This is a genomic window from Microbacterium sp. ARD31, assembly GCF_031844425.1.
In genome coordinates this window covers 223441-240659 of sequence record NZ_JAUZVE010000003.1, presented here as the reverse complement: position 1 = coordinate 240659, position 17219 = coordinate 223441, and the positions used below count along the sequence as shown (strand labels likewise).

Here is a 17219-nt window from a genome sequence, read left to right as displayed (position 1 = left end):
CAAGCCCGCTGCCAGGGCGAGCAGTCCTTGCTCTTACGCTGTCGCCGCGGTGTACACCTGAGAACCGTCCGGCCAAGAGAACGCCGGTGGGTCGAGGACCACCTCGCGCGAGTAGACCCCGATGCCCTGCTCGTTCAACGTCCGGATCTCCGTCCACGACAGGGAGGTCTCGGGCAGGTACCAGGTCGCCTCCTCGAAGCGGTCCGCGTCCGGGAAGGCGACAGCGCTCTCGGTATCGGCGAGCTCCGCGGCATCGAAGGTGCCGACGATCCGAAGGACGTCATCCGAGTCGACCAGGCGCAGCTCTCCGCCCACCCGCGTCCCCACACGATCGAGTGTCGCGGTGGTCACCATGACCTCGCCGTCGCCGTTCGGCGCGTTCCCCGAGACCATGTCGAAACGACCCGTGAACCGCGGATCCCCGATGTCGCCCGCCCAGGCCCGGATCGCCGCGATCCCCGCGCTCGTCTGGACGCGCTCGCGTCCCTGCGACACCTCGATCGTCTCCGTCCCCGCGGGCAGTGCGGAGGTGGGGTCCGATAACGGTTCCCCCTCTGCCTCGGAGGTCCACTCCGGCCCCGTCCCGTACCCGTACGAGTACGGCTCGTCCGGCGCCTGCCAGAACCCCGCATCGGGGACGCCGATCGGCTCCACCCAGCCCTGCATCTCTCCGAGTTGCACCGCCACGCGCTCCGCCGGTGTCGCGATCATGCTCGCGACGTATACCGCGACCCCCGCCATCCCCGCGATCGGCAGCGCGATGAGCGTCATGATGAGCAGCGACGACACCCACGCGCGGCGCACCTGGCGACGGGCGATGCGCACCGCGACGCGCAGCCGCGCCGTGCGCGAGGGCTTCGGGCGCTCGACGCGACGGCGGGTACCGGCATCCGCTCGGGGCCGGTCCTGCACGGCGGTCATCGCGCGTCCGACAGGAGCGCGTCGGCGCCGCGACGCTGCGACTCGTCGACGATGCGGCCGTCGCGCAGGAACACGATGCGGTCCGCCCACGCCGCGTGCCGCGGCTCATGGGTGACGAGGATGCCGGCGGCCCCCTGGTCGACGCGGTGGCGGATCATCTTCATGACCGCCTCGCCCGTGACCGAGTCGAGCGCGCCGGTCGGCTCGTCGGCGAGGATTAGCCGGCGGCCGCCGACGACCGCGCGGGCGATCGCGACGCGCTGCTGCTGACCGCCCGACAGGTCGTCGGGGTAGGCGTCCACCTTGTCCTCGAGACCGACCGAGGCGAGCGCATCCCGACCCGCACGGCGCGCCACTCGGGCCCGGAAGCCGTCGAGCTCGAGCGGCAGCGTCACGTTCTCGACGGCGGTGAGGGTCGGGATGAGATTGAAGTCCTGGAAGACGAATCCCAGGGAGCGCCGCCGGAGCTGCGCGAGATCGCGACGTGTCGCCGTCGAGAGGTACGTCCCCTCGACGACGACTTCGCCGCTGGTGGGCTTTTGCAACCCGCCCGCGATCGACAGGAGCGTGGATTTGCCCGAACCGGACGCTCCCATGATCGCGACGAGCTCCCCCTTGTCGACCGTCAGATCGACGCCCGACAGTGCCGAGACGCTCGTCTCGCCCTCGCCGTACTGCTGCGTGACCCCCACCAGCTGCAGGACGGCGGCGCTCACCGCACGACCGCCTCGGCGTTGCCCGCCTCGGATCTGGCAGGCCTCCCCCGCTTGGGTGTCTCGGTGGACAGCTCCAACCCCATCGTGTGATGAGGATGCCGCGCGAGCCGCTGCTCGGTGTGGTCGAGCCATCGCACCTCGGCCTCGGCGGAGAAGATCATCGAATCGACCACGAGCGACCACGCGAGTTCCTCGGGACCGTCGGGGTTCGCGCCCGCATACTTGGCGCGGTTCAGTTCCTGCAGCTGCCGCAGCGACGCGGAGCGCTGCCGCTGGATCACGGCGGCCAGGTCGACCCCCGGCAGGGTGGCGGCGACGGCGAGCTTGATCGCCAGCTCGTCGCGGGTGCCCTGCGAGCGCTCCACGGGAGCGTCGAGCCACGCGCGGACCTCGGCAGATCCGGCATCCGTGATCTGCCAGTACACGTGACCCTGCTCGTCGACGTCACCCTTCTCGACCAGGCCGTCGCGCTCGAGGCGGTCGAGGGTGTTGTAGATCTGACCCACGTTGAGGGGCCAGGTCGACCCGGTGCGGCGGTCGAACTCCGCCCGCAGCTGGTAGCCGTAGCAGGGACCCTGGTCCAGGATCGCCAACAGGCTCGAACGTACCGACATCGGGACTCCTCGCTACATACCGGGTATGTGTTTTCTGAGTATATGCATACCCGGCAACGCCGGAGCAAGACCGGCGCGCCATACTCTGGATGAATGGCCGATGACCGCGGCATGGACGAGGACCCCCGCCTGCGTGCGGCGCGATACCGGGTCGAGCAGGCGGCGCGCGAGAACGGCGAGCACCCGTCACCGGAACCCGAGCGCCACGCGGGCACACCGACCGGCACCGAACGGGCGATGTACGTCGAGACCGCCATCCAGCAGGCGATCCGCCGCGGCGACTTCGACAATCTGCCCGGCGCCGGCAAGCCGCTCGAGGGGCTCGGCGGGTCTCACGACCCCGACTGGTGGATCAAGCGCAAGATCCAGACCGAACAGCTGTCCGGCCTCGGCCCGCCCGCCCTCCGTCTGCGCATCGAGCACGCCGAGTTCGAGCAGCGCGTCGACGTCTTCCACCGGGAGGAGGACGTCCGCGAGTACACCGCGGACTTCTCCCGCCGCGTGATCGAGGCGCGCCGTCAACTGCTCGGCGGACCGCCCGTCGTCACCCCGACACGCGATCCCGACGAGGAGGTCGCCGCGTGGCGCGCCCGGCGGGCGGCGCGAGCCGCGGCATCCGCTCCCCCGGCCGGATCCGAGCGACCCTCGCGCCGGTGGTGGCGGCGGGCCCGCTGACGCTCAGGCGATGCCGCCGCGCCACTCTGCGAGCAGCCGCGCGATCGTGCGGGTCTCGGCCCACGGGATCTCGGGCGCCTCGGTCCGCCCCTCGCGGAGGGCGCGGATCGTGGCGTCCGCCTCGGCTGCCATCGGCTGCACGGTCGGCACCTCGATCTCCTCACGGGTGCCGTCCGTGCGGATCAGCGTCGCCGCCGCGGTGCTGTCGGTCCGGCTCCCCCACACGTTCGGGATCCTCAGGCTCGCCTCGCGCCCGACGACGCGGGTGAGGCGCGGCAGGTCGTGGACGATCGCGGTGCGGATGTTCGCCGACGCACCACCGAGATCGACGGATGCCGCTGCGCTCTCGTCGACGCCGGTCTCACCGATCGTGCCGGCCACCGCCTGCACCTCGAGTCCGTCGAGGTCGTGCCCCGCCCACGCCGCGACGCCGACGACGAGCGACAACGGGTAGCACCCGACGTCGAGGATCGCTCCGCCCGCCGTCGCCGGGTCGAACAGGCGTCCGGTGCGGCTGCCGGCGGCGAAGCCGAGCGAGGACTCGATCTCGACCAGGTCGCCGAGGGCTCCCCCGCCCACCAGCTCGCGGAGGCGGTCGGCGAACGGCCCGAAGCGGTACTTGAAGGCCTCGACGAGGGGCAGTCCGGCAGCGCGAGCGGCCGCGATCGCGGCATCCGTCTCGGCAGGATCGACGCCGAGCGGCTTCTCGCACAGCACGGCCTTGCCCGCGGCCAGCGCCTGCTGCACGAGGTCCGTATGCGTCGTGTGCACCGTGCCGACGTAGACGGCGTCGATGTCGTCGCGGTCGAGGATCTCGCCGTACGTCCCCACCACGGGGGCGCCGTGCGCGGCGGCGAACTCCTCCGCCCGCGAGACGTCCCGCGCGCCGACCGCGTACAGCCGGCCGAGGTCGGAGTCGGGCAGCGCGTGCGCGAAGTCGCCGCTGATCGCGCCCGCACCGAGGATGGCCCATCGTGCGTGTGTCATCCGGCCACGCTATCGCCCGCGGGCGGACCGGATGCAGGTTCAGCGAGGCGAAGGTTGCCCCCTAGAGTCCCGATCGCATCCTTCTTCCTGCACCGGGGCATGCGCCCGCACCGCGCCGGCGTCAGGCCTGCAGCGCCTGCTCGATGTCGGCGAGCAGGTCGGCGGCGTCCTCGATGCCGACCGACAGGCGCACGACCTCGACGGGGACGGCCGCCTCGGTGCCGCGGACCGAGGCGTGGGTCATCGCGTCGGGGTAGTTGACGAGCGACTCGACGCCGCCGAGCGACTCGGCGAGCGTGAACAGCCGCAGCGACTCGGCGAACCGGCGCGCCGCCTCGCCCGACTCGAGCGCCAGCGAGACGATGCCGCCGAAGCCCGCCATCTGCCGCGACGCGAGCTCGTGCCCGGGGTGCGACGCGAGGCCCGGGTAGTAGACCTGCGCGACCCGGTCGTGTCCGTCGAGGGAGGATGCCACGGCCAGCCCGTTCTCGCTGTGCTGACGCATCCGCACGGCGAGCGTCTTGATGCCGCGCGTCGTCAGCCACGCGTCGAGGGGTCCCGACACGGCGCCGACGGCGAACTGCAGGAAGCCGATCTTCTCGGCGAGCTCGTCGTCGTTCAGCACGAGCGCACCGCCCACGACGTCGGAGTGACCGCCGAGGTACTTCGTCGTCGAGTGGACCACGACGTCGGCGCCGAACGACAGCGGGCGCTGCAGCGCGGGGGTCGCGAAGGTGTTGTCGACGACGACGAGCGCGCCGACGCCGTGGCCGATCTCGGCGAGGCCGGCGATGTCGGTGATGCGCAGCAGCGGGTTCGAGGGCGTCTCGACCCAGAGGATGCGGGGCGCCCGTTCGGCGACGGCGGCCCGGACCTTCTCGGGGTCGCTCATGTCGACGACGCGCAGCTTCACGCCCCAGTCGCCGAGGACGCGGGAGATGAGCCGGAACGTGCCGCCGTAGACGTCGTTGCCGAGCAGCACCTCGTCGCCGGGGCGCAGCACGGCGCGCAGCAGCGCGTCCTCGGCGGCGAGCCCCGAGGCGAACGAGAGCGCGTGCGCGCCGCCCTCGATCGCGGCGAGCTGGGTCTGCAGGGCGGTGCGGGTCGGGTTGCCGCTGCGGCCGTACTCGTAGCCGCCGCGGAGGCCGCCGATGCCGTCCTGCGCGTACGTCGTCGAGAAGTGGACGGGCGGGATGACGGCACCCGTCGCCTCGTCGGGCTCCTGACCTGCGTGGACGGCGAGGCTCGCGAAGCCGCGAGCGGAGGACTGTGCACTCATGCGAGACTCCCGGTGGTGGTCTCGGTTTCGGTGTCGACGGTGAAGCCGTGGTCGGTCATCCAGCCGTCGTCGTAGATCTTGCTGAGGTAGCCGCGCCCGTGGTCGGGCAGCAGCACGACGAGCACGGCGTCGGCCGGGAGGTCCCGTGCGACGCGGAGCGCCCCGACGACCGCCATCCCCGACGAGCCGCCGACGAGCAGACCCTCCTCGCGCGCGAGGCGACGGGTCATCGCGAACGACTCGGCGTCGTCCACCCTCTCGTAACGGTCGACGACGGTCGGGTCGAAGGTCGCGGGCATGAAGTCCTCGCCGACCCCTTCGACGAGGTAGCCGTGGATGTCGCCGCCGGAATAGATCGAGCCCTCAGGGTCGGCGCCGACAACGGTGACCGCTCCCGAGCTCGCCTCCTTGAGGAACCGCCCCGTCCCGCTGATGGTGCCGCCGGTGCCCACGCCCGCCACGAAGTGCGTGACCCGACCGTCGGTGTCGCGCCAGATCTCGGGGCCGGTGGTCTCGTAGTGGCCGCGAGGACCGTTGAGGTTCGCGAACTGGTTGGGCTTGAAGGCGCCGGGGATCTCAGCGGCGAGCCGGTCCGACACGCTGTAGTAGGAATCCGGATGCTCGGGCGGGACGCTCGTGGGCGTCATGACGATCTCGGCCCCGTACGCCTTCAGCACCGCGACCTTCTCGCCGGCGAACTTGTCGGGCACGACGAAGACCATGCGGTACCCGCGCTGCAGCGCGACGAGTGCGAGCCCCACGCCGGTGTTGCCGCTCGTGGGCTCGACGATCGTGCCCCCGGGCTTCAGGTGCCCGTCGCGCTCCGCGGCGTCGATGATGTTCCGCGCGATGCGGTCCTTCGCCGAGCTGCCCGGGTTGAAGTACTCCACCTTGGCGAGGACCGTGGCGGCGATGCCCTCGGTGACGGAGTTCAGACGGACGAGAGGGGTGTTGCCGACGAGGTCGGCGATGGAGCTGGCGTAACGCACGGGTTCTTCCTGACGGGATGCCGCGCTCACAGAGGCGCGGAAGCTGATGGGGTCGCGGGAGTCGCCGGGTAACCGGCGGTCAGCGACGACAACAGCGAAGGGTCAGCACCTGGCCATGGTACCGGACACCCGGCATCCGTGTCCGTCCGCTCTCGTCGTCATCCGGCGCAACAGGACGAAAGGTTCGGACACATGGCCCTCCCCCCGTCCGCGTGATCGTAGGTTCGAGGTATGACTTCTCCCGCACACGCCGCTTCGGACGATCACGGGCCCGCTGCGTCCGGGCTCGGCGAGTCGCTCTCGCCCGAGGAGTTCAAGGCCGTCTTCCGGGGGCACCCGGGCGGTGTCGCCGTGATCACCGCGGATGCCGGGAACGGCCCCGTCGCGCTCACGGCGACGTCCGTGTCGTCGGTGAGCGCCGATCCCCCGCTCCTGATCTTCTCGGTGTCGTCGCAGTCGTCGGCGGCGCCCGTGCTCGCCGCGGCCGAGACGCTCGTCGTCCACCTGCTGGACGCCGACGACCTGCGCCTCGCCGAGATCGGCGCGACGAGCGGAATCGACCGCTTCGCGGAGCTGCCGTGGTCGCGCCTGGTCACCGGTGAAGCGGTCTATCACGGGGTGCGGGCCTGGGTGCGGTGCGCCGTGATCGACCGGATGGATGCCGGCGGTTCGACGGTCATCGCCGCGCACGCCCTGCAGGCGAACATCGCGCGCGACTCGACGTCGCCGCTCGTCTACCACAACCGCACGTGGCACCGGTTGGGGCCGGACACCGTCATCTGAGAAGAGCCGCGACCCCCTCGAGGGTCGCGGTCAGCCGCGACGGGCGAGATCGTCGAGCGCTGCGGCGATGCGGCGGATGGTGTCGGCCGTCACGGTCGCGGCCTGCTCGTCGAGACTGTCGATGACAGACACGACAGCGCCGTGGTGGGCGCCGTAGACCTCGTCGACGAGATCGGCTGCGGTCTCCGTCGGCACGAGATAGTGGGCACGCCGGTCCGAAGGGTGCTGCTCCCGGATGACGTAGCCCTTGCTCACGAGTCGCTCGATCACGTTGGTGACGGTGGCACTGGAAGTCCCGAGCATCACGATGAGGTCCTTCGGGCTGACCTCCCGCTCCTCACGCCGCGCCTGCACGAGATAGCGGAGGGCGGCGAGGTCGATGCCGCCGAGGCCGGAGATGCGCTGGGAACGGTCCGCCTGGACCTGCTCGGCATGACGGAGCTCGAGGATGGCGCTGCTCAGCTCGCGCCCCGCGTCGGTCTTGGGCTGCGCGGCGTAGAGGTGCGTGTGCTCGTGTCGCACGATGGACTGAGGCATGTCAACTCCTCGGCTCGTGACGGGTGTCCAACATCATCCGATCGCCGCCCGAGCCTCAGCCGCGTCCGGATACTTCCCCACGAACCCGCCGGTGTGATCTCGGGCGATCCATCCCGCGGGGTTCTGTTCGACGGTTCCGAGGAACGCGCCGTGGGTGTTGCCGACCCAGAAGCCCGCCTCGACCTCGTGCCACGTCGCGACGCTGTCGCTGACGTCCACGGAGCCGCACGAGTCGAGCACCTCCATCGACTTCACCACCTTACATGTCCGAATCTGTGACAGTTCTTGTCCTTCTCGGAATCAATGATAGACAAGAGATGTGAAATCTACTAGATGTATTGTTTAGCTAGTAATTCAGGAGCGGAACGATGACACCCACACCCTCACACCCCATCCCGGCGCCCTTCACGGCACTCGGGGTCGCTCTCATCCCCGAGCAGCGGCCGGGCTGGAGGGCGCTCATCCTCGATTCACTCTCACGACAGCGGCCCCGCCGGTCCACGGCCCGGCCGGCCCACCACTGACCCCCTCACCACGACCCACACCAGGAGAACGTCATGGGAAGCCTCTATTACGGGAACGTCGATTCCCCCATCGTCATGCCGGACCGCATCCTCGCTCACCTCGCCGCCGTGGCGACGACCAAGCTGCGGCGCAGCGAGAGCTTCGTCGTCTCGTGGAAGGGCACCGGAGAGGAGGGCGAGGGCCGTACGACCCTCTGGTTCCAGCCCGCCATCCCGCTGCGCTTCGTCTACGACCAGGCCGCGGCGGTCCCCCTGAACCCCGCGACGCTGCGCGAGATGGCCGACCAGGCCACCTCCAACGGAGGACTCATCCTCGATGCCGATCTCGACATCCCCGAGATCACCGCCGCCCGTCCTGAGACTCGTCGCCCGGTGGCCGCCGCATGAGTCACCCCGACTTGATCGACGAGGCGGACGCCTACGAGGACGCCCTCGCTGCCGACTTCACCGAACGCTTCGGGAGTCCGCCCCTGCTGGTGTGACCCCCCCAGGCCCCCCCTGCCGCCCCGCTCGCCGACCCCCCACGGCGCGGGGCGGCTTCTTGTTCGGACGACACGGATGCCGCGCCCGTCACCCGTCCGCGCGCGTCGCCTCGACAGCCTGCAGCAGCAGGGCCAGCGCAGCCCCGACCGCCTGGTCGATCACCTCCACGGGATCCCCGTCGAACCGCACGAGCTCGTGGCCGGCGGCATCCGCCGTCGCCCAGCCGAGGTAGACGGTGCCCGGAGCGTGCCCGTCCTGGGCGTCCGGTCCGCCGACGCCCGTCGTCGACACGGCGACATCCGCGCCCAGCAGGGCACGGACCCCGCGTGCGAGCTGCTCTGCGCACTCGGGCGAGCAGGGATCGGTTCCGGGTCCGAGGCCCAGGACCTCCTCCTTGACGCGCACCTGATACGCGACGACCCCGCCCGCGAACCAGTCCTGGGCGGACGAGCCGCGCCCGACCTCGGCCGCCAGACGCCCGCTCGTGAGGGATTCGGCGACCGCGCAGACCACCCCGACGCGGCCTGCCGCGTCGGCGATGCGTTCGACGAGATCAGGCAGAGCTCTCCGCCTCACCGGGATCGGCGGGCTCGGGGACCAGGTGAAGACCGGCCGGCGAGTTGGCGGCGTACATCAGGGCCTCGGACCACGCGCGATTGATGCGCGACTGACGGCTGCCGTAGTACTTGAAGACGAGCGACGCGTGGGGGTGGAGCCAGACGGACGTGCGGCCCTCGCCGATGCTCCTGTCGTCGCGCCACGTGAAGTGGAAGGACTCGCCGCGGCGCAGCTTGTTGCCGATGACCTGCTGCAGGTGAGCCAGGGTGCGGTCTTCGAAGTCCACCTTGATGGAATCCTCATAGATGAACTTGCCCACTGCGGCCCCCTCGTCGTGTCATCGCGGAGTCGCGACGGACATCTCCCATTATGGTGGCCCCATGGGTGTGATCTACTACGGCAGCTCGGCGATCCCCATCCGGATCGCGGATCGCGCGCTCGCTCACCTGAAGATCGTGATCGCGACCAAGCTCCGGCGTTCCGAGAGCTTCACCGTCTCGTGGCAGCACCCCGAGGATTCGCCGCAGGGACGCACCACCATCTGGCTGCACCCCGCCATCCCCCTGCGTTTCGTGTTCGACGAGCCCGAGCCGCCCGCGCTCAGCCGCGAGTGGATCGAGGAACTGGCGGCATCCGCCAACTCCTCCGGCGGCATCCAACTCATGCCGGAGATGTTCCACGACGACCGCGACGGCCACGTCACGGAGTGACGCGGCCGTCGGCGGGAGCTCTCGTCGAAGGATCACCGAGGAGTGCGGTTCTCCGCACTGATCATCCAGGCGAACTGCTCGAGGCTCTCGAGGATGCCGTGCAGGATGTCGGCGCTCGTCGGGTCCTCCTCGTCGACCTCGTCGTGCACGTCGCGGCACGTCGAAATGGTCGCCTCGAGGCGCTCGGTCACGAGGTCGATGACGTCCGAGGTCAACACCTCGCCGTGGGGGAACTCGGGCAGCGTCGTGGTCTCGGCGACGGTGTCGCTGCGGCCGTCGGGGACGGCGTGCAGGGCGCGCATGCGCTCGGCCACGGTGTCGCTGAACTCCCGGGCGGCGTCGATGATCTCGTCGAGCTGCAGGTGCGTGTCGCGGAAGTTCTTGCCGACCACGTTCCAGTGCGCCTGCTTACCCTGGATCGACAGCTCCAGGAGGTCGACGAGGACCGCCTGCAGGTTGTCACTGAGCTTCTGCGACGCGGTGAAGCCGCGCTCCGCGTTCTGCTCCTCCGTCAGCTGCGCACCCGACTTGGCGGGGCGACGCTTGTTGCGGGTCGCCGAGGTCGCGGACTTCGTCTGGGTTGTCGTCATGACACATCCTTCTTTCTCGGAACGGGGTCGTGTGTCACGCTACGTCGGCGTCGTCGCAGACGACATCGGGTTGCGCCGCCGGCGGCCCCGGTGATAGCCGGGCTCACGCGCCCAGGCGCGCCAGAGCGGCGGTCATCTCCTCGTCGGAGAGCGTCAAACCGGCATCCTGCAGTCGGCGCTCCAGCAGCAGGCGCACGTCCGCGCCCTCCTGGCCGGCGAGGTCGGCCTGGCACTGGACGATGATGCCGTCGATCCTCTGCGCGGCATCCGCGGGGTTCTGTGACATCGAGGGGCCGGACTGGACCCCTTCACGGGGATCGATGGCGTCGCTCATGCAGGACAGTCTGCGCGCCGGGCGGCGCAGGTGTCATCCCCTTGACCGCCACGGGTACCGGGGATAGAACTCAGACGGACCGCTGCCGATCCGGATGGATGCGGGGGCCGCGCCAGAACGGCGGCAAACCGTCGGGGTCGGGGTCGTCGAACGCCGGCGCCTGGCCGTCGGTGGGCGGATCCTGCGGCTCCGGTACGGGAATGACGGCGATCGGGACACCCGGGGTGATGAAGAGGTAGGCGGGCCGGGGGCTGCCCTCCCCGTCGTTGACGGCGAGCCAATGCTGCCCTGCGGCCACCCCCTCCTGGATCTCCTGATGGACCTCGTCGAGGGTGCGATTGCCGATGCTGTACCACTGGCCGCCGTACGAGATGTCGATGCGGTTCATCGTTCTCCTCGGCCTCGGACGGACATCGGAGACCCAGCATGCGCCGGATCGCCCACGGAGTCACGATCTTGACAGTCGGCGATGAGGCGATTAGCCCCTACAGGGCCGCCAGCGGCGGACGGTGCGCGATCGGCTTCGGCTTGGCGCGGCGGGGCGCGGCTGCCGCGAGGTAACGGATCGCCCCGCGCAGCAGCTCGTCCACGGTGGGGTACCACCCCGTCCCACGACCGCAGAAGACCCAGGTGACGTCGTACCCGCCATCGTCGGCGGCCTCGACGTACGCGATCAGATGGGCGGCGTCGGACGCCGCCGCCGTCGCGTCGCAGAGCCGCCATGCCGACGCGGACAGCGGCTCGAGGATCAATCGCCCGCAGGAATCCTCACTCACGGTCGCACCTCCGGATGTAGCGTGTTCGCAGGTCTTCGTCGATCTGCCGCGAGTTGACCGCCTCGCGGGTCTCACCATCGCTCCGCGCAGGGCGCGCACCGAGGGGCTTGACACCGCCGGGACCGAGGGTTAGCCGGGGTGAGTAGCAGACGCCGGGATGCGGCGTCAATGCCCCCGGCACGTCACGTGCGCTCGCCTAGCGTTGACGGTGCAAGGTACGTAGGCGGACGGTCGAGACGAGAGGTGTTCGGGTCACCAATTTTTTCTCCCGCGCTTACAACGGCCCCGGCGATCGGGCTTATCGCCGGGGCCTCACCTGTGCAAGCCCCTGCCCTGCGGCCCGGCGTCTCCGTAAGGTCGGCACCTCGACGAGAGGAGCAGTCATGGACCACGACGCGCAGCACACCGAGTCGGACAAGCCGATTCCCGGAGGTGCACTCCCGGACGAGGACCCGATGGGTGCGGTCAAGCAGGCGGTCGAGGACGATGCGGCGGTGCCCATCGAGAAGGTCGAGCCGGGCGTCGATCCCGACTCGGCGGATTCCAGCAGGTCGCTGAAGCGCACCGACCACTGATCGCGAAGGCCGCACCCCGTGTGCGGCCTTCGTCGTGTCAGCCCGCCGGCGCCATCTGCGCGTACTCGTTCGCACGGGTCGCGACGTCGTCGATGTAACGGGTGAGCGGGTTGTAGGTGAACACGGCGTCGCGCCAAGCGGTCTCGGTCGCCATCGGGCCGGACCGGCACAAGTAACGCGCAGCCGCCAGGGCGGCGTCATCGATGTGGTTCGGGTCGCGGGTGCCGTCGGCGTCTCCGTCCGCGCCCCATCGCCGCCAGGTCTCTGGGATGAACTGCAGCGGCCCGACCGCGCGGTCCCACCGGTCGTCACCGTCGAGGTCCCCGCCGTCCGTGTCGGCGATGGCCGCCACACCGTCCCCGTCCAGCCGCGGCCCCAGGATGCGGGGTGTCACCAGGCCGCTCTCGTCGAGGCGCGACCCGCCGTACGACCCGTGCCGGGACTCGACCCACCCGATCCCGGCGAGGGTGTTCCAGCCGATCGCGCAGGACGGCTGCTCGTGGGCGACGGTAAGGTCCGCCGCCGCGTACGCGATGACGGCGCGACGGGGGATGCCGGTGGCCGCCGCCACCCGCGACGCCCACTCGGCGTCGACGAGATCGGCCGCCGGCGCGCGGGCGGGGTCGGCTCCCGCGACGGCGAGGGCGGGTGGCGGGGTGTCGGCCCAGCGCGACGAAACCGGCGGCAGGGGCGCGCCCTCGGGCTCGGCGGGACGCAGCGCCGCCGGCAGGCACGCGGCGAGGAGGATCACGACGGCGGCGGGGGCGACACCGATCCCGACGGCGAGCGCCGCGAGCCGGCCGCGCCGCGCGCGCGCCGGGGATCGCCTGCGGCGTGCCGCCATCTGCGCCTCCCCGGTCCGACTGCCCGCCCCACGCTAACCCGTCGGCGTGAGGGCCCGCTGGGGGCTGCCCGTGTCGCACGTCGCGGTCAGCTCGTCACGGCCCCTCACCGACCGGAAGAGCGCTGCCTACGGTCCCCGGACGCGGCGTGTGCAGGTGGCCCGCATCTACAACATGACCGACGACCACGGCGTCCGCGAGATGCTGTCGTTCCTACTGGCCCGCGACACGATGCACCAGAACCAGTGGATCCGCGCCGCTCAGGAGCTGCGCGAGGAGGGCGTCGAGGACATCCCTGTGCCCCTCAACTTCCCGCTGTCGAACGAGGCGCGGGACCACTCGTACAAGTACATCAACTTCTCCGACGGTCAGGCCGCGGCGGAAGGCTCGTGGGCGAGCGGCCCGACCCCCGACGGCGAGGGCGAGTTCACCTACCTCGATGGCCCCGACACCTCGGTGCCCATGCCCCCGCCGACGCAGCCGGACCCGCGCTTCTACGGCACCGACGCCAAGCCGAATCTGATCGACAAGGCCGAGGGCGTCATCAAGGACAAGTTGTCCTGAGAGTCGGATGCCGGGCGGCGACGCCCGGCATCCGCTCAGATCGACTCGATGGTCCCCGTTTGGGGCTCATCGGGCGGCTCGGACATGACGAACAGTCCGCCCGACGAGTTCGCGGCGTAGGCGAGCTTCTCGAGCCACGTCCGGTTCATCGCCGGCGCGCGCGACCCGTAGTACTTGAAGTCGAGGTCGGCGGACGGATGGATCCAGACGGATCGTCGGCCGTCGCCGACGGTCGCGTCGTCGCGCCACGTGAAGAAGAACGACTCGCCGCGGCGCAGCTTGTTGCCGATGACGACCTGCAGGTGTGCGAGCGCCCGGTCCTCGACCTCGGTCTTGACCTGACTGCTGTAGTTGAATCGACCCATGGGGCGGTCCTCCGGCCGAGACCGCACCGTCACCCGCGGACACGCCGTGCGTGACGGCGCTGCGGATCCGCAGGGCGGTGCATCTCCGTAGCCGTGCCACGATCCTCTCCCCGCGCCCGCCGCGCAACCCCCGGCGCGCGGTGCGCCGGGGGTCGATGTCATCCCGGGCGTGTCGGAAGACCGTGTCAGCGGCGGGATGCCGGGGCCACCGCCGCGCGGACGATCCGAAAGACGACCACCGCGGCCACCACCCACGGCCCCAGGACGAGGACGGGGTCCATCCAGGTGTGGCGCACGTCCACGCGTCCCCGCCCGACACGCGAGGAGATCGGGCCGCGTCCGCGTTCGCCGAGGATGCCCGACTGCGTCACCGGGTCGTCGGGACGGCGGGAGAACAGGGACCTCGCGTGAGCGCCCGCCGACTCGACCCGGTCGCCCAGGATCAGCAGCATCCAGTGCGGTGTCTGCCCCTCGCTGAACCTCGCGTAGGCCAGTCGCCGGATCGCCCCCGAGACGCCGTGGAGCGGCTGCGCGGTCCCGAACACCGGGGTGAGGCGCTCGTGCTCGATCGAGCGCTCGCGACCGGACCCGTGCGGCTGCTGCTCGGGCAGGTTCCAGTGGGCGCCGGTCTCGATCCCGGGCTGCTCGCGCGGGAAGGCGGGGCGGTCGGCGGGGTCGAGGTCGGCGCCCCAGCCGGGGATGCGGCGGCGGAGGTCTTCGGGGTCGGGGGTCTGGCCGGGCTTGTCTGCACGGTACGGCATGGTTCCTCCTCGCTCAGGCGCCGAACGTCACGACGGGCTTGATGATGCCGTCGAGCTTCGACGAGAACACGTGGTATCCCTCGGCGATGTCGTCGAGGTCGAAGCGGTGGGTGATGAGCTCCCGCGGGGCGATGTGTCCGGCGCGGATGTGCTCGAGCAGGCGCGGCCACTGCCGCTTGACCGGCGCTTGGTTGGCGCGGATCGTCAGTCCCTTGTTCATGGCGTCGCCGAACTTGATCGCGCTGAACAGCGGCCCGTAGGCGCCCATGACTGAGACGGTCCCGCCCTTGCGGACCGCGTCGATCGCCCAGTTGAGAGCGACGGGCGAGCCGCCCTGGAGCTTGAGCTTCGCGGCCGTGACGTGCTGCAGGACGTGGCCGTCCGCCTCGGCCCCGACGGCGTCGATCACGGCATCCGCGCCGAGACCGTCGGTCATCTTCTTGAGCGTCAGCACGATGTCGTCGACCTGACCGAAGTGCACGGTCTCGGCGAAGGCGAACTCGCGCGCCTTCTGCAGCCGGTAGTCGAGGTGGTCGACGACGATCACGCGGCCAGCCCCCATGAGCCAGCACGAGCGCGCCGCGGCCAGCCCGACGGGACCGGCTCCCAGCACGACCACAGTGTCGCCCTCGACGATGTCGGCGAGCTGCGAGCCGAAGTACCCGGTCGAGAACGCGTCGGTCAGCAGAAGCGCATCCTCGGACGCGATGTCGTCGGGGATCACCTGAGGGCCGACGTCGGCGAACGGCACGCGCACCAGCTCGGCCTGACCGCCGTCGAACCCGCCGGTCGAGTGCGAGTATCCGTAGATGCCGCCGATCGCCGTCGCATTGGCGTTGACGTTGTGGCAGTTGGAGAAGAGGCCGCGGGCGCAGAAGAAGCATGATCCGCAGTAGATGTTGAAGGGGACCATGACCCTGTCGCCGGGCTTCAGGTTCTGCACCGACGAGCCGACCTCCTCGACCCAGCCGATGAACTCGTGCCCGAACGTGTGGCCGACCCGGGTGTCGGGCATCATGCCGTGGTACAGGTGCAGATCGGAGCCGCAGATCGACGCCAGCTCGACGCGCACGATGGCGTCGTTCGGGTGAGCGATCACCGGGTCGCTCTTGCGGTCGACGCGGATCTTGTACGGTCCGCGATAGGTCATCGCCTTCATCGATCCTCCTCAGGTTCCGGGCGAGCCTGGTCGGAGGAGAGCACGCGAGCGAGGGGGTTGCGCCCGTCGCGGGGACGTGTCAGTCCGAGGCGCCGAGCTCGAAGCGAGACCCCGTGCCCGCCTCGGTGAGGATGTGGCGCGGCTGAGCCGGCGCCCCGCGCGTCGGTGTTCAGCGCGCGGCGGCCAGGTCTTCAGCGCGTGGCGGCGGCCCAGGTGGCCAGGTCCGCGACGAGCGCGGCGTGCCCGGGCGCGTCGTACGAGCGCACGTCGTGACCGAGCACGTCCACCGCGACGCGGGAGGGGCCGACCGCGCGCCGCCACGCCGTCGGCTCGCGGTGACCGGCGTCGCCCCCGTGCCACGCGATGACGTCCCGGTCGCCGGTGGCCTGCAGCGCGCAGTAGCGCTCGTCCTCGACGGTGAACGGCACCCCGTCCCGGGTGTCGACCACGACCCGGCCGAACGGCGGATGGAACGACAGGGTCGGCAGCCAGACCGCCCCGATCGCACCCGCCCAGCGCGGGTAGTCGCGCAGCGAGGCGACCGCGCAGTGCATCGCGAGGACGCCGACCCCGCGGTCGAGTGCCGCATCGAACGCGGCGACGGCCGCGGCATCCACTCCCCGCTCCCCGCCGCGCCACGGATCGCCCGCGTTGACGACGAGGAGGTCGGCGTCCGCGAGCGACGCCATGGCGGCGTCCACGTCTTCGCGGACGGTCACGTCGTGACCGATTCCCTGCAGGATCGCCGCGAGTCGGGCGGAGGTCTCGGCGAAGGGATGCCACGGGTCGGCGTACCGGCCGGCACCCGACAGGATCACGGTGCGCACGGTCATGCCGGGAGGCTACCGCGTCGGCGCCCTGCCTCGGGCCGTCAGTGCAGCTCCGCGTCGGCGGAGCCCCGCCGCCACGACGCGAAGGCGACGGTCAGCCCGGCACGGGTCGGGGCGCAGACGAACGGGCCCGCCGCGGCATCCAGGTCGGCCGCGAAGGGGATCACGCGGACCAGCCGCAGCGGCTCGTCGTCGGCGCCCGCCCGCACGGTGAGCGCGTTCCCGTCCCGGCTCACGCGCACCGTGATGCGGCGGCCGAGCCACTCCGGCACGGGAGCGAGCGACCAGTCCGACATCCCGTCGGTCACGACGGCACCCACCTGCAGTGCGCCGTCCGAGAACTCGACACCGGCCTTCACCCACCGCGCCTCGTCCACCCGGACGAACAGCCCGGCCTGGTCGAACTGGGCCTCGAAGGTCGCGTCGAAGGCGACCTCCATCGCGCTGCCGTCGGGGATCGGCGCGAGCAGCGCGTGCTCGGTGTCGTGGACGAACCCGTAGGAGGTGATCCGCCACGCGTCGCTGCCCTCGACGGCGGTGACGCGCAGCATCCCGTCCTGCTCCACCACCGCGTGCGGCCGGGTCGTCCAGGTCCCCTCCGACCAAGCGACGGGCTCTTCTGCTCGGGTGACGGCGCTCATCCCGCC

At 71.0% G+C, this 17219-nt stretch carries 26 protein-coding genes; 6 read left to right on the top strand and 20 right to left on the bottom strand.

Annotated features, from left to right (window positions below):
- Positions 1-33: 33 nt before the first annotated feature.
- From Q9S36_RS11630 to Q9S36_RS11620, 3 genes are read right to left on the bottom strand one after another with little or no spacing between them, the layout of a single operon-like run.
- Entirely contained in the window at positions 34-921 is an 888-nt protein-coding gene (locus tag Q9S36_RS11630) for a hypothetical protein (RefSeq protein WP_311285275.1), read from the bottom strand.
- Positions 918-1637 carry an ABC transporter ATP-binding protein gene (locus tag Q9S36_RS11625; protein WP_311285274.1) on the bottom strand — a complete coding sequence of 240 codons (720 nt, stop codon included), beginning with the start codon at positions 1635-1637 and terminating at the stop codon, positions 918-920. Before Q9S36_RS11625 ends, Q9S36_RS11630 begins: the two co-directional genes overlap by 4 nt.
- Positions 1634-2251: a PadR family transcriptional regulator gene (locus Q9S36_RS11620; protein WP_253035664.1), complete on the bottom strand. Its 618-nt coding sequence runs from the start codon at positions 2249-2251 to the stop codon at positions 1634-1636. The genes Q9S36_RS11625 and Q9S36_RS11620 overlap by 4 nt, the downstream gene beginning before the upstream one ends.
- Positions 2252-2344: 93 nt before the next feature.
- On the opposite strand from Q9S36_RS11620, the gene Q9S36_RS11615 reads away from it, so the two are divergent.
- Positions 2345-2926 (top strand): DUF1992 domain-containing protein, encoded by a 582-nt coding sequence (locus Q9S36_RS11615; protein ID WP_311285273.1) that lies wholly within the window; start codon positions 2345-2347, stop codon positions 2924-2926.
- 3 nt (positions 2927-2929) lie between these two features.
- Here the strand turns inward: Q9S36_RS11615 and Q9S36_RS11610 are convergent, their stop codons facing one another.
- From Q9S36_RS11610 to Q9S36_RS11600, 3 genes are all read right to left on the bottom strand, one after another.
- The gene (locus Q9S36_RS11610; RefSeq protein ID WP_311285272.1) at positions 2930-3913 is read right to left on the bottom strand and encodes a Gfo/Idh/MocA family oxidoreductase; all 984 of its coding nucleotides are present in this window, start codon (positions 3911-3913) and stop codon (positions 2930-2932) included.
- Positions 3914-4034: 121 nt separating this feature from the next.
- Positions 4035-5192, bottom strand: coding sequence for a cystathionine gamma-synthase (locus Q9S36_RS11605; RefSeq protein ID WP_311285271.1), 1158 nt, complete (start codon positions 5190-5192; stop codon positions 4035-4037).
- The gene (locus Q9S36_RS11600; protein ID WP_311285270.1) at positions 5189-6181 is read right to left on the bottom strand and encodes a pyridoxal-phosphate dependent enzyme; all 993 of its coding nucleotides are present in this window, start codon (positions 6179-6181) and stop codon (positions 5189-5191) included. Before Q9S36_RS11600 ends, Q9S36_RS11605 begins: the two co-directional genes overlap by 4 nt.
- Positions 6182-6412: 231 nt before the next feature.
- On the opposite strand from Q9S36_RS11600, the gene Q9S36_RS11595 reads away from it, so the two are divergent.
- The gene (locus Q9S36_RS11595) at positions 6413-6964 is read left to right on the top strand and encodes a flavin reductase family protein (protein WP_311285269.1); all 552 of its coding nucleotides are present in this window, start codon (positions 6413-6415) and stop codon (positions 6962-6964) included.
- A gap of 30 nt (positions 6965-6994) precedes the next feature.
- Here the strand turns inward: Q9S36_RS11595 and Q9S36_RS11590 are convergent, their stop codons facing one another.
- The gene (locus Q9S36_RS11590) at positions 6995-7501 is read right to left on the bottom strand and encodes a MarR family winged helix-turn-helix transcriptional regulator (protein WP_217529395.1); all 507 of its coding nucleotides are present in this window, start codon (positions 7499-7501) and stop codon (positions 6995-6997) included.
- 33 nt (positions 7502-7534) lie between these two features.
- Entirely contained in the window at positions 7535-7759 is a 225-nt protein-coding gene (locus Q9S36_RS11585; protein WP_311285268.1) for a hypothetical protein, read from the bottom strand.
- A gap of 299 nt (positions 7760-8058) precedes the next feature.
- Here Q9S36_RS11585 and Q9S36_RS11580 point away from each other — a divergent pair, with 299 nt between their 5' ends.
- On the top strand, positions 8059-8412 hold the full coding sequence (locus Q9S36_RS11580) for a hypothetical protein (RefSeq protein ID WP_311285267.1): 354 nt from the start codon (positions 8059-8061) through the stop codon (positions 8410-8412).
- Positions 8413-8595: 183 nt separating this feature from the next.
- Here Q9S36_RS11580 and Q9S36_RS11575 read toward each other — a convergent pair whose 3' ends face one another.
- Positions 8596-9084, bottom strand: coding sequence for a CinA family protein (locus Q9S36_RS11575; RefSeq protein WP_311285266.1), 489 nt, complete (start codon positions 9082-9084; stop codon positions 8596-8598).
- A complete protein-coding gene (locus tag Q9S36_RS11570) occupies positions 9062-9385 on the bottom strand; it encodes a hypothetical protein (RefSeq protein ID WP_064003812.1) in 324 nt (107 codons plus the stop codon). Before Q9S36_RS11570 ends, Q9S36_RS11575 begins: the two co-directional genes overlap by 23 nt.
- Positions 9386-9446: 61 nt before the next feature.
- Between Q9S36_RS11570 and Q9S36_RS11565 the strand changes: the two genes are divergently transcribed.
- Positions 9447-9776, top strand: coding sequence for a hypothetical protein (locus Q9S36_RS11565; protein ID WP_253035672.1), 330 nt, complete (start codon positions 9447-9449; stop codon positions 9774-9776).
- 32 nt (positions 9777-9808) lie between these two features.
- Here Q9S36_RS11565 and Q9S36_RS11560 read toward each other — a convergent pair whose 3' ends face one another.
- The 4 genes from Q9S36_RS11560 to Q9S36_RS11545 form a co-directional block, all read right to left on the bottom strand.
- On the bottom strand, positions 9809-10366 hold the full coding sequence (locus Q9S36_RS11560; RefSeq protein ID WP_064003810.1) for a Dps family protein: 558 nt from the start codon (positions 10364-10366) through the stop codon (positions 9809-9811).
- A 103-nt stretch (positions 10367-10469) separates the two neighbouring features.
- Entirely contained in the window at positions 10470-10700 is a 231-nt protein-coding gene (locus tag Q9S36_RS11555; protein ID WP_311285265.1) for a hypothetical protein, read from the bottom strand.
- Between the two features lie 70 nt (positions 10701-10770).
- On the bottom strand, positions 10771-11088 hold the full coding sequence (locus Q9S36_RS11550; RefSeq protein WP_253035674.1) for a hypothetical protein: 318 nt from the start codon (positions 11086-11088) through the stop codon (positions 10771-10773).
- A gap of 97 nt (positions 11089-11185) precedes the next feature.
- Positions 11186-11476, bottom strand: coding sequence for a hypothetical protein (locus Q9S36_RS11545; protein ID WP_253035675.1), 291 nt, complete (start codon positions 11474-11476; stop codon positions 11186-11188).
- A gap of 383 nt (positions 11477-11859) precedes the next feature.
- Here Q9S36_RS11545 and Q9S36_RS11540 point away from each other — a divergent pair, with 383 nt between their 5' ends.
- Complete coding sequence (locus Q9S36_RS11540) at positions 11860-12051, top strand: hypothetical protein (RefSeq protein ID WP_253035676.1); 192 nt, start codon at positions 11860-11862, stop codon at positions 12049-12051.
- A 37-nt stretch (positions 12052-12088) separates the two neighbouring features.
- Here Q9S36_RS11540 and Q9S36_RS11535 read toward each other — a convergent pair whose 3' ends face one another.
- Positions 12089-12895, bottom strand: coding sequence for a lytic murein transglycosylase (locus Q9S36_RS11535; RefSeq protein WP_311285264.1), 807 nt, complete (start codon positions 12893-12895; stop codon positions 12089-12091).
- Positions 12896-12941: 46 nt separating this feature from the next.
- On the opposite strand from Q9S36_RS11535, the gene Q9S36_RS11530 reads away from it, so the two are divergent.
- A complete protein-coding gene (locus Q9S36_RS11530; protein WP_396653747.1) occupies positions 12942-13457 on the top strand; it encodes a manganese catalase family protein in 516 nt (171 codons plus the stop codon).
- Between the two features lie 35 nt (positions 13458-13492).
- Here Q9S36_RS11530 and Q9S36_RS11525 read toward each other — a convergent pair whose 3' ends face one another.
- The 5 genes from Q9S36_RS11525 to Q9S36_RS11505 form a co-directional block, all read right to left on the bottom strand.
- Positions 13493-13822, bottom strand: a complete 330-nt coding sequence (locus Q9S36_RS11525) for an ATP-dependent DNA ligase (protein WP_253034841.1) — start codon at positions 13820-13822, stop codon at positions 13493-13495.
- Between the two features lie 185 nt (positions 13823-14007).
- Positions 14008-14583 carry a hypothetical protein gene (locus Q9S36_RS11520; RefSeq protein ID WP_311285263.1) on the bottom strand — a complete coding sequence of 192 codons (576 nt, stop codon included), beginning with the start codon at positions 14581-14583 and terminating at the stop codon, positions 14008-14010.
- 13 nt (positions 14584-14596) lie between these two features.
- The gene (locus tag Q9S36_RS11515) at positions 14597-15742 is read right to left on the bottom strand and encodes a zinc-dependent alcohol dehydrogenase (RefSeq protein ID WP_311285262.1); all 1146 of its coding nucleotides are present in this window, start codon (positions 15740-15742) and stop codon (positions 14597-14599) included.
- A gap of 191 nt (positions 15743-15933) precedes the next feature.
- A complete protein-coding gene (locus Q9S36_RS11510) occupies positions 15934-16575 on the bottom strand; it encodes a ThuA domain-containing protein (RefSeq protein WP_311285261.1) in 642 nt (213 codons plus the stop codon).
- A 38-nt stretch (positions 16576-16613) separates the two neighbouring features.
- Positions 16614-17213, bottom strand: coding sequence for a DUF1349 domain-containing protein (locus Q9S36_RS11505; RefSeq protein ID WP_311285260.1), 600 nt, complete (start codon positions 17211-17213; stop codon positions 16614-16616).
- Positions 17214-17219 lie beyond the last annotated feature (6 nt).

Coding starts and splice junctions, on each gene's coding strand:
- Q9S36_RS11630 (WP_311285275.1), bottom strand. CDS start 921: ATGACCGCCGTGCAGGACCGGCCCCGAGCGGATGCCGGTACCCGCCGT.
- Q9S36_RS11620 (WP_253035664.1), bottom strand. CDS start 2,251: ATGTCGGTACGTTCGAGCCTGTTGGCGATCCTGGACCAGGGTCCCTGC.
- Q9S36_RS11615 (WP_311285273.1), top strand. CDS start 2,345: ATGGCCGATGACCGCGGCATGGACGAGGACCCCCGCCTGCGTGCGGCG.
- Q9S36_RS11610 (WP_311285272.1), bottom strand. CDS start 3,913: ATGACACACGCACGATGGGCCATCCTCGGTGCGGGCGCGATCAGCGGC.
- Q9S36_RS11605 (WP_311285271.1), bottom strand. CDS start 5,192: ATGAGTGCACAGTCCTCCGCTCGCGGCTTCGCGAGCCTCGCCGTCCAC.
- Q9S36_RS11595 (WP_311285269.1), top strand. CDS start 6,413: ATGACTTCTCCCGCACACGCCGCTTCGGACGATCACGGGCCCGCTGCG.
- Q9S36_RS11590 (WP_217529395.1), bottom strand. CDS start 7,501: ATGCCTCAGTCCATCGTGCGACACGAGCACACGCACCTCTACGCCGCG.
- Q9S36_RS11580 (WP_311285267.1), top strand. CDS start 8,059: ATGGGAAGCCTCTATTACGGGAACGTCGATTCCCCCATCGTCATGCCG.
- Q9S36_RS11565 (WP_253035672.1), top strand. CDS start 9,447: ATGGGTGTGATCTACTACGGCAGCTCGGCGATCCCCATCCGGATCGCG.
- Q9S36_RS11560 (WP_064003810.1), bottom strand. CDS start 10,366: ATGACGACAACCCAGACGAAGTCCGCGACCTCGGCGACCCGCAACAAG.
- Q9S36_RS11555 (WP_311285265.1), bottom strand. CDS start 10,700: ATGAGCGACGCCATCGATCCCCGTGAAGGGGTCCAGTCCGGCCCCTCG.
- Q9S36_RS11550 (WP_253035674.1), bottom strand. CDS start 11,088: ATGAACCGCATCGACATCTCGTACGGCGGCCAGTGGTACAGCATCGGC.
- Q9S36_RS11540 (WP_253035676.1), top strand. CDS start 11,860: ATGGACCACGACGCGCAGCACACCGAGTCGGACAAGCCGATTCCCGGA.
- Q9S36_RS11535 (WP_311285264.1), bottom strand. CDS start 12,895: ATGGCGGCACGCCGCAGGCGATCCCCGGCGCGCGCGCGGCGCGGCCGG.
- Q9S36_RS11525 (WP_253034841.1), bottom strand. CDS start 13,822: ATGGGTCGATTCAACTACAGCAGTCAGGTCAAGACCGAGGTCGAGGAC.
- Q9S36_RS11520 (WP_311285263.1), bottom strand. CDS start 14,583: ATGCCGTACCGTGCAGACAAGCCCGGCCAGACCCCCGACCCCGAAGAC.
- Q9S36_RS11515 (WP_311285262.1), bottom strand. CDS start 15,742: ATGAAGGCGATGACCTATCGCGGACCGTACAAGATCCGCGTCGACCGC.
- Q9S36_RS11510 (WP_311285261.1), bottom strand. CDS start 16,575: ATGACCGTGCGCACCGTGATCCTGTCGGGTGCCGGCCGGTACGCCGAC.
- Q9S36_RS11505 (WP_311285260.1), bottom strand. CDS start 17,213: ATGAGCGCCGTCACCCGAGCAGAAGAGCCCGTCGCTTGGTCGGAGGGG.